The sequence below is a fragment of the Flavobacterium panacis genome, from assembly GCF_024649945.1.
GTDB lineage: Bacteria > Bacteroidota > Bacteroidia > Flavobacteriales > Flavobacteriaceae > Flavobacterium > Flavobacterium panacis.
The window spans coordinates 182025-193142 of record NZ_JANKMS010000010.1; the positions used below are offsets into that span (position 1 = coordinate 182025).

Genomic DNA, 11118 nt, shown 5'->3' on the forward strand with positions numbered 1-11118 from the left:
ATATATCAGTTCTCTATAACGAGTTTAAGTATTTTTGGGTGTAAAAACAGACTAAAGCAATTGCTTTAAAGCATGTTATTAAGGCGCAAAGATAGCGCAAAGTTTTGGATTCTGGAATGTTGATCTACGATAGTTGATGGGAATGAATTAAAATCAGGTTTAAAATTCAAAATTGAATCCTTTTTCTGTTAATTTCTTGTACATTTCAGCATCAAATTTATAAAGTTTAGCGGCTCTGTGCGAAACGTCTTTTTGTTTTTCATCCAATTCTGTCAGCAGTTTCATATGAAGAATTTTTCGTCTAAAATTTGATTTGTCCAACTCTATTCCTAAAATTTCTTCATACAAATGCATCAGTTGCAATAAAGTAAACTTTTCGGGTAAAAGATTAAAACCAATTGGCGCCTGACGTACTCTGTTTCGTAATTGTAAGAGACTGAAATCCAGAATTTCATTATGGTCAAAAATTAAATCTGGAATTTCATTTATTTTATACCATTTTGCTTCAAATACTTTCAAGCTGGCCTTAATGTTATAATCTTCTCTGTTCACCAAAGTATAGTAACCAATGGTAACGACACGTCTTTCGAGAACACGTTTCGGATTTGTGAAAGCTTTTAATTGTTCGAGATAAATATCTTCAAGTCCGGTAAGTTCGTATAAAATTCGCTGTGCGGCATCATCAGCACTTTCTTCGAGTTGCAGCCATCCGCCAAGAAGTCCCCATTTTCCTTTACTTTCGCCTTGAGCGTGTTGAACCAGAAGAACTTCGAGACTCTCCTTATTAAATCCGAAGAAAACACAGTCAATTGTTATTCCGTCAACAGCTGGTTTAGTATTAGTAGTTATTTTTGTCAATTTATTATAGTATTTCGAAGTGTAAAAAAGGCTTTTGATTTATTATAAATGAAAAAATCAGAACTCAAAATTGAAACCTTTTTCAGTTAATTTTTCATAGATTTCAGGATCAAACTTGTACAATTGAGCGGCTCGGTGCGAAACATCTTGTTGTTTTTCATCTAAAGCGACCAAAAGTTTCATATGAAGAATTTTTCTTCTAAAGTTGGGTTTGTCCATTTCAATTCCTAAGATTTCTTCATACAACCGCATCAGTTGCAATAAAGTAAATTTTTCAGGAAGCAAATTAAATCCGATTGGAGTTTGGCGAACTCTGTTTCGAAGATGTTTTAAGCTATAATCTAAAATCTCATTGTGATCGTAAATCAAACTCGGAATGTTGTCGATTTTATACCATTTTGCATCTGAAGCTGTAAAACCTGCTTTAATATTATAATCTTCTCTTTTTACTAAAGCATAATATCCGATGGTAATAACGCGTCGCAACGGAAAACGATCTGGATCTCCAAACGCCTTCAGTTGTTCCAGATATATTTTATCAAGACCAGTAAGTTCATTCAATAAACGATGAGCAGCCGCGTCTGTACTTTCTTTTTTATAAATCCATCCTCCAGGAAGACCCCATTTTCCTTTGCTGATTCCTTCTCCGTGTTGTACCAAAAGTACTTCAAGACTGCCCTTATCGAAACCAAAAATAACACAGTCAATTGTGATGGCATTCATGGCACTGTGCTCGTTTTTCGAAGCAGTTTTATCATCTACATTTTCAACCATATTCAAGATAAATTTTGACAAATTAAATAAATAAAATGATTATTAGCCTTCTTCAAAGCCTTATATTTTTTTTAACGAAACAAAAAATTGATAATCAGTAGATTAAAAATGTCTTTAAAAATGGTCTAAAAATCGATAATTCTTAAACGACTGATTGTCAATTTTATAAAACGCTGATTTTTCTATATTTTTTATTTCCTTTTTAAATTGCTTTTTACAGCATTGATAAAAATGAATTGGTATTTATCAGAATTGAAAAAAATTAACCTTAATATTTTGTTAATATAGAAAATTTGTTTTACACTTGTAGTCAAATTTACCATAAGATAAATTCAAATTGACCATAAGTAAAAAAGAACAAAGCTACGCTTAACTTAAACTTACCACAAATGTTTTTTTAGAAATTGATTTAAAAAGCTTTTTTTGATGAGATTATCGCCCTTCAATTTTGCAAAAAGAATCGATTTTGATGTTTTAAAAACATCTGCTTATAGTCAGCAAGTACTAAATGTTGGAAATGAGATTCAGGCCCTCATTTTTGGCATAACCTGCTTGGGAAGTTTTCCAAAGTTTCTCTTAGGGTAAAAATTACTAACTATAACTTAAACTTAATCAATTCTTATTATGAAAAGCAAAAATTGTATTAAAACAACAAAGCTGTCGTATTTTATGACAGTGCTGCTTAGCGTATTTATGATGCAGTTTGGATTTGCACAAGAATCTAAAACTGTAAGTGGAACAATCACTTCTGCCGAAGACGGATTTGGTGTTCCCGGAGCAACTGTACAAGTACAGGGAACGAAATCGAGTACTGTTACTGATTTTGATGGAAAATATAAAGTGGAAGCCAAAACAGGCGATGTTTTAGTGATCACTTTCGTAGGATTTAAAACACAGAATATTACAGTTGGCGCTCAAAAAGTAGTCAATGTGACTTTGCAGCCAGAAACTGCAGAACTGAAAGAAGTGGTTGTGATCGGATATGGATCACAAAAGAAAGCACTTGTGACGAATGCTGTTACTCAGGTAAGTGGTGAGAGCCTGACTAAAACGAATACAACAAATGCCTTGCAGGCGCTTCAGGGGCAGGCAGCTGGTCTTCAGGTTACATCAACTTCAGGACAACCTGGTGAAGGTTTGAATGTAGTGATTAGAGGGGCTGGTTCTACGGCGGGTACTGCTCCTTTGTACGTTGTTGATGGAATTTTGACAGGCGATATTTCATATTTAAGTAACTCTGATATCGAATCTATTTCGGTTTTAAAAGATGCTGCATCGGCTGCAATCTATGGATCTCAGGCTTCTAACGGAGTTATTTTGGTAACAACAAAAAAAGGAAAACGTGGAGCTAGTGGTCAAATTACATTTGATCAGTATTATGGAGTACAATCTGTAGCAAGAAAAATGGATATGCTAAATGCAACTGAATATGCTACAATATTAAATGAAGCAGCTTTAAACTCAGGAAAAAATCCTTATTTCACAAATGCACAAATTGCTCAATTAGGAGCAGGAACAAACTGGGTAGATAAAATGGTTACTGATAATGCTGCAACTAAAAATTTCTCTTTTGGTGCATCTGGAGGTTCTGATACTTCTGTTTATTCTGCTTCATTGTCTTACTTAGGACAAGAAGGAGTTATTGGAGGAGCTGATTTGTCTAATTATGAGCGTTATAATTTCAGATTCAATTCAGAACATAAATTGTACAAAGATGTTTTGACATTCGGAGAAAATTTGAGTTTCGCTTACATTGATAAAAACGGAATTGGTGTTGGTAATCAATACAACAATTCTTTAAGAAGTGCATTTCAGGCTAATCCATTGTTGCCAATGTATGATGCTGATGGGAATTACTATAATACTACAAATGATTCTGAACCATGGTTGGCTGGTGTAGCAAATCCGTATGCTATGATGGTTTACAATAATCAGAATGAAAGTAACAATCAGAAATTATTAGGAAACGTTTATTTGCAAATTGAGCCAATTAAGAATTTGACATTCAAAACAACTTTAGGGCTTGATTATTATGCAGGTGAAGGACACGCTTACAAACCGGTATATCACTTGTCAACTTATGCAAACAATGATTTTGATACCGTGAATCAAAACATGAATAAAGGGAAAACTCTAACTTGGGATAATTTACTTACTTATAAATTCAATGTTGCTTCTGATCATCATTTTGAAACTATGTTAGGTACATCATCTATTAATTTTGATGGTACTTCGGTATCTGTTACCAATGCCGATTCAGTTTTTGATGATTTGGAACATGCTTGGATAGATAATACTACTAACAAAGCAGGTGCTAAAATTGCAATTAGAGGGATTAAGCAGGAGACAAAAAGAATGTCTTATTTTGGAAGATTAAATTACAATTTTAAAGAAACTTATTTGTTAAATGCAACTTTTAGAGTCGATGGATCTTCTATTTTTTCTAAAGAAAACCAATGGGGATATTTCCCATCAGTTTCTGCAGGATGGGTTGCGACTAATGAAGAATTCCTGAAAGGTTCAAGCTGGCTTAATTTCTTAAAAATAAGAGCAAGCTGGGGACAGGTTGGAAATCAAAATGCAAGAGCTTTCCAATATTTATCACCAATAAAAACAGATTATACGAATTATATTTTTGGTAATACAGAAGGAGAATTAACTCCAGGAGCATATCCTAACAGATTGTCAAATCCTGATTTAAAATGGGAAACTTCAGAGCAAGTTGATTTTGGTTTTGATGCAAGATTCTTAAACAATGCTTTAAGTGTAACTTTTGATGTCTATAATAAAAAGAATAAAGACTGGTTGATTTTAGCGCCAATTTTGGCAACTGCTGGGGCCGATGCTCCTTATATTAATGGTGGTGATGTCGTAAACAAAGGTGTTGAGTTAGCTTTATCTTATCAGAATAAAATAGGAGATTTCAATTATACTGTAAGTGCAAATGGTGCTTATAATAAAAATACAGTAGGTCAAATCCCTACTTCAGATGGTATGATTCATGGATTGACTAAAGAACTATATGATAATTCGCCTGAATTTTACAGAGCTCAAAATGGTCTTCCATTAGGTTATTTCTGGGGTTACAAAACAGGAGGAGTTTTCCAAAATCAAGAACAGATTGATAATTACAAATCTGCAAATGGAGTGGTTTTACAACCAAACGCAGCGCCTGGAGATATTATTTATGTAAATACAAATGGCGATGATAAAATTGATGTTGCTGATAAAACAAACATCGGAAAACCAAATCCTGATTTTACATATGGTTTCTCTATTTCGGCTAGTTACAAAGCGTTTGATTTCTCTCTTAATGCAAATGGTGTTGCAGGAAATGAGATTGTACAATCATACAGAAATCAATCTGGTGCATATGGAAATTATACTTCTGCAATATTAGATCGTTGGCATGGCGAAGGTTCTTCAAATACAGTTCCTAGAGTAACAGAAGACAATAGAAACTTTACAGAATTCTCAGATTTGTATATTCAAAAAGGAGACTTTCTAAGAATCAATACCGTTACATTAGGGTTTGATTTTGCAAAAATGAAACAATCTAAACCATTTTTTGCAAGCCAATTCAGAGTTTATTTCTCAGTGTTGAATCTTTATACTTTCACAAAATACGATGGTATGGATCCTGAAATAGGATTTGGTTCTTCAAACGATGATCAAAAGTTTTCTTCAGGTGTTGACGTTGGATATTACCCAAGACCGAGAACATTCATGATGGGATTAAATATTAAACTTTAATAATTAAAAAGATGAAAAATACATATTTATATATTTTCTGTTTTAGTTTATTGTCTTTGGGCTCTTGTAGTTTAGATACAGAACCTATAACACAAACAGATACAAATTTTTATAAAACAACAGATGATGCTTATTCGGCATTAGTTGGATGTTATGATGGAATGCAGGTTGCAACAGGTGCAGCAGGTAAAGGAGTTCCGGTGGTAAGTGAAATTATGTCGGATGACTGTTTCGGAGGAACCGGAAATTCTGATAAATACGATTATGCTGCAATTGATGAGTTCGATATCACACGTGCTCCGTCTGAAGTAGATATGTATAATGATAACTGGGTTGCTTACTATAAAGCACTTTATCGTTGTAATGTGTTCTTGTCCAAAATGGATCAAATTGATTGGAAAGGTGATATGACTTTAAAAGATACTTACATCTCTGAAACAAGATTTATTAGAGCTTATCTTTATTTTGAAATGGTTCGCCTTTGGGGAAATATTCCATTATTAACAGAGCCTTCTTCTGAAAATGTACCTCAGGCAAATCCTGATGATGTTTATAAAGTAATTGCAGAGGATCTAGTATTTGCTGCAAATAATTTACCATCAGTTGCTTACAATGCTACAACTAGTGGACGTGTTACAAAATGGGCAGCAAAATCTTTACTAGGTCGTGTTTTTCTATACTATACAGGATACTATGGTAAAGCTGATTTAGTTGGAGTTGTAACTAAAGCGCAAGCTCTAGCTCATTTAGAAGATGTAGTAACTTCTAGCGGACATGGTTTAGTGGATGATTTCTCAACACTTTGGCCAGCTGCTTCTGTAGATAAATATGCAGGAGAAGGTAATAAAGAAACAGTGTTTGCCGTAAAGTATACTTACACAAGTGATTATGACGGAAATACTGATGGTAACCACTGGTTGGTAATGTTTGGAATGAGAGAATTTTCATCATATCCTTACGGACGTGGATGGGGGGTTACAGTTAATTCTAAATTATGGAATGCTTATAGTACTAATGATACAAGACGTACTTCAACTATGATCGGAATCACTGAGGAAAAAATACCATTTGATAAAATAAACAACCAACGTGAATATACAGGTTATTACAACAAAAAATATTCACCAATGGTGGATAAAGACGGAAAAGATCTTCCGCTTACAATGGGTAGCCAGTTCTGGGATATCAGCCAGTTTCAGGATTATGTAGTATTGAGATATGCTGATGTACTTTTAATGGCGGCAGAATTAGGAAGCGGTAACGCACAAACTTATTTTGACGATGTTAGAAGAAGAGCTTATAAAACAGGTTTTACTTCTTTAGCAGTTAATCAGGATAACATTATGAACGAAAGACATTTAGAATTCGCTCTTGAAGGAATCAGATATTGGGATTTATTACGTCAGGGAATTGGAAAAGCTTCTACTACTATAGCGGAAACTACATCTTTATTGAACGGTGGTGTTGCTACTACAAAAACAATTTCAGCAGCAAAAATTCAAAGTACAAAAGGTCTACAACAAATTCCAAACACACAAATTACATTATCTAGTGGAGTTTTAAAACAAAATGCCGGTTGGTAATTTTAACTTAAAAAAGAAAGAAAATGAAAAGTATAAAAATATTAATGAGCTCTTTTTTGATGTTGGCATTGCTAATATCATCTTGTTCGCCTGATAGTTATTCTTTAGACGGCCCGATGGACAAATCGGATATACATTTTGAAATTACTCAAGATTTGGCTGTTGATGCTGGTGGAAATACTGTAATCCTGAAAAACACAACTCCAGGTGTGATCTTAAACTGGGATTATGTTACAGGAAAATCGGATAAAGCTTTAGAAACAGTTAAATATGCTTTTAAAGGAAATTATACAATTAAAGTTTCAGCTGTGACAGACGCAGGAATTGTCGAGTTAGACCCTGTAACAATAACTGTGACCCAGGATAATTTACTTTATGTTGATCACCCTTTATGGACTGCCTTATCAAATGGTGTTGGAAAACAAAAAGTTTGGGTAGCTGACAACGGTAAATATGGTATGGCCCCAGGAGCAATGTCTTATGCTGATCCTAGTACGACCGTAGAATTTGATAATTTCACAGCAAACTGGGAACCAGAAGGAAATGCAAATTCAAGTACAGATGCAGATATGCATTGGGGAAGAACAATGGTATTTAGTCTTGAAGGCGGACCATTTATGAAAGTTTACGAAGCTGACGGAACTCTTAAAGAAAGCGGTACTTATTTCTTAGATATCAATACGCATACTTTAACAACAACAGGTGCAACAATTCTAAGACCAGACAATTACATTGCAAACGCTAGTAACTGGAATAACAATATTAAAATTTTAAAACTTACTGAAAATCAGTTAAGAATTGCTGTTTTGAGAACTAACAGTGAAGGGCCGTGGTGGTATATCTGGAACTTTGTTTCTAAAGAATATGCAGATAACTATGTACCGCCTGCTACAGGACCAAATTACGATGAAGGTTTCAATCCAACTTTTGCTTCTGGTGAATTGTTAAAAATGCTTACCGGAGGAGCTGGTACAGGAAGAGTTTGGGCCTTAGACGGAAACGGAAATCCAGTTGATTGGTTAGGAAAAGGAAAAGGATGGACTACAGGAGCTTCAAGTTCTTATAATTGGGGATGGAGTGATGAATGGGCTGCAGCTGCAGGTAATTCATGGATTCGTTTTGATCAATTTGGAGGAAAACTAAACTACACAAGAAGTCAAGACGGTGTAGTAACTACTGGATTGTTTACAATAAATGAAGCTGAAAATGAAATTAACTTGGGTTCTAATACCTTAATTCAAAATTCAGGAAGTTGGATGAACCCAACAGTAAATGTTATTAAAGTGGTAAAAGCTTACAATAACGATTACCTTCAAAAAGGGATTTGGTTTGGAACGTCTTATGATGCAAGTAAGGATGAATGGTTTGTGTTTCATTATATAATTCCTTAAAAATTCATATATTTCACTTTATAAATAACTGGGAAGTAGTTAGATACTACTTTCCAGTTATTAAAAACACCATACTATGTTGCAGTTAACTTCGTATAAAAAAACAGGATTACTATTGGTATGCATTCTTTTATTGACAGCATGCAAATCGTCAACAGATCAAAAATTTAGTGACCGAAAAGTATCTTTCAATTCAGATTGGAGTTTTCACTTAAACGACAGTCTAAAAGATAAAGATACAATCGGAGCTTCAACAAAATGGAGAACTTTAGACGTTCCTCATGATTGGAGTATAGAAGGAAAGTTTGATGAAAAAAGTCCAGCAGGTTATGGTGGAGGATCTCTTACTGGAGGTTTAGGCTGGTACAAAAAAACATTTAAAGTGGCTGCAGAAGACAGCACAAAAATAACTTCAATCACTTTTGATGGTGTTTATAGAAACAGCGAAGTTTGGGTAAACGGACATTATTTGGGAAAACGTCCAAACGGATATATTGGTTTTCAATATGAAATTTCTCCATATTTAAATTACGGAGACAAAAACAACGAAATAATTGTTAAGGTTGACAATTCAAAACAACCCAACTCACGCTGGTATTCTGGTTCAGGAATTTTCAGAAATGTCTGGATCGAAACGACAGATAAACTTCACGTTGGACAATGGGGAACGTACATTACAACTCCAAAAGTTACGGCTGAAAAAGCTTCGGTAAATATTGAAACAACTATTAAAAATCAATACAAAGAAGATAAAAAAGCAACAGTAACCACAACTATTTTTAAAGAAGACACTAAAGTAACATCGGTTACTCAAGATATAACAATCAATGCGAATGGAAACCAAACGTTGAATCAATCAGCTGAGGTTGAAAATCCAGCATTATGGTCAGATGAAAATCCAGAATTGTACACAGCAGTTACCGAAATTTCGCTTGACGATAAAATCATAGATCAATACAAAACCACTTTCGGAATCAGAGATTTTAAATTCGATTTGAACAAAGGTTTTATTTTGAATGGGAAACAAGTCAAAATAAAAGGAGTTTGTATGCATCACGATTTAGGTCCGTTGGGATCTGCAATCAACACACGTGCCATCGAACGTCAGTTAGAGATTTTGAAAGAAATGGGCGTAAACGGAATCAGAACTTCTCACAATCCGCCTGCTCCAGAACTTTTACAGCTTTGCGATAAAATGGGTTTCATCGTTATGGATGAAGCTTTTGATATGTGGAAACAAAACAAAACAAAATACGATTATGCTAATGATTGGGACAAATGGCACAAACAAGACTTAATCGATCAATTGTTACGCGACCGAAATCATGCTAGTATTTTTATGTGGAGTATCGGAAATGAAATTCCAGAACAATGGAATGAAACAGGTATTGAAATCGCAAAAGAATTAGCTGCAATTACTCGCGAGTACGATAAAACAAGACCAATTACTGCAGGAATGAATCCGCCAGTAAATATGAATATTGATGCGGTAACTTTACAATTTGAGAAAAAAAATGTTTCGATTAATCCACTTGCTGGATCTGGAGTTTTAGATTTAATCGGATACAATTATGCGCATCAAACATTCAAACATCATTTAAAAAATTTCCCAAAAACTCCTTTCATCGCAACCGAAACTACTTCAGGTTTGCAGACAAGAGGTTATTATGATGCTGTTTCAGACACAATCAAAAAATGGCCGGTTAGTTGGGATAAAAAATTTGAGGGAGGAAATCCAGGAAATACAGTTTCTGCTTACGATCAAGTACAAACGCCTTGGGGATCTACGCATGAAGCAACTTGGAAAATCATTAAAAAACACGATTTCTTAGCAGGAATGTATGTTTGGACAGGTTTTGATTATATCGGAGAACCAACTCCATACGAATGGCCATCGGTAAGTTCATATTTTGGAATTGTTGATTTAGCCGGTTTCCCGAAAGATGTGTATTATATGTACCAAAGCGAATGGACGAACAAAACGGTGCTTCACGTTTTCCCACATTGGAACTGGAAAGCTGGACAAACCGTTGATGTTTGGGCATATTATAATAATGCTGATGAGGTTGAACTTTTCGTAAACGGAAAATCAGTTGGAAAAAGAGCTAAAAAAGGAGATGATTTACATGTAATGTGGAGAATTCCTTTCGAAGCTGGAACATTAAAAGCAGTTTCTCGCAAAGGCGGAAAAGTGGTTTTAGAAAAAGAAATCAAAACGGCTGGAAATCCTTCACAATTAAAATTAACAGCTGACAGAAGTACCATCAAAGCAGATAAAAATGATTTGTCATTTGTAACGGTAGATATTTTAGATGCCAACGGAACAATAGCGTCAAATGCCAATAATGAAATCAATTTTTCATTAAAAGGAAATGGAAAAATCGTAGGCGTTTGCAGTGGAGATCCAGTAAGTCATGAACCGTATAAAGGAACAAAACATACAGCTTTAGCAGGAAAATGTTTGGTGATTGTACAATCGGGAGATAAATCTGGAAGGTTGGAATTGACAGCAAGTGCAAACGGATTGAAATCATCAACAATCGTAATTACAACAGAATAAGTTTTCTAATTTTTGAAATTTTAAATATAGATACAGTTTAAAAGTATTAAAAGATTTTTATGCTCTCGCAGATTTAGCAGATCATGCAGATTATTTTCCAAATCTGTGACAAAAAAATGGCCACAGATTAAAGGATTAAAAGATTTAAATCTGCTCAATCTGCTCAATCTGCGAGAGAAAAAAAAGAAAAAAATCCTTT

General features: G+C 34.4%; 6 protein-coding genes. 4 read left to right on the plus strand and 2 right to left on the minus strand.

Annotated features, from left to right (window positions below):
• Positions 1-159: 159 nt before the first annotated feature.
• Positions 160-858, minus strand: a complete 699-nt coding sequence (locus tag NQQ59_RS20255; RefSeq protein ID WP_144216845.1) for an NUDIX hydrolase — start codon at positions 856-858, stop codon at positions 160-162.
• Between the two features lie 57 nt (positions 859-915).
• Positions 916-1632, minus strand: coding sequence for an NUDIX hydrolase (locus tag NQQ59_RS20260; protein WP_144216847.1), 717 nt, complete (start codon positions 1630-1632; stop codon positions 916-918).
• A gap of 624 nt (positions 1633-2256) precedes the next feature.
• Between NQQ59_RS20260 and NQQ59_RS20265 the strand changes: the two genes are divergently transcribed.
• From NQQ59_RS20265 to NQQ59_RS20280, 4 genes are all read left to right on the plus strand, one after another.
• Positions 2257-5385 carry a SusC/RagA family TonB-linked outer membrane protein gene (locus NQQ59_RS20265; RefSeq protein ID WP_144216849.1) on the plus strand — a complete coding sequence of 1043 codons (3129 nt, stop codon included), beginning with the start codon at positions 2257-2259 and terminating at the stop codon, positions 5383-5385.
• 11 nt (positions 5386-5396) lie between these two features.
• Positions 5397-6968 carry a RagB/SusD family nutrient uptake outer membrane protein gene (locus NQQ59_RS20270; RefSeq protein ID WP_144216851.1) on the plus strand — a complete coding sequence of 524 codons (1572 nt, stop codon included), beginning with the start codon at positions 5397-5399 and terminating at the stop codon, positions 6966-6968.
• A gap of 23 nt (positions 6969-6991) precedes the next feature.
• A complete protein-coding gene (locus NQQ59_RS20275; protein ID WP_257698420.1) occupies positions 6992-8359 on the plus strand; it encodes a hypothetical protein in 1368 nt (455 codons plus the stop codon).
• A gap of 76 nt (positions 8360-8435) precedes the next feature.
• Positions 8436-10919 (plus strand): glycoside hydrolase family 2 TIM barrel-domain containing protein, encoded by a 2484-nt coding sequence (locus NQQ59_RS20280; protein WP_257698421.1) that lies wholly within the window; start codon positions 8436-8438, stop codon positions 10917-10919.
• The last annotated feature ends 199 nt before the right edge of the window (positions 10920-11118 follow it).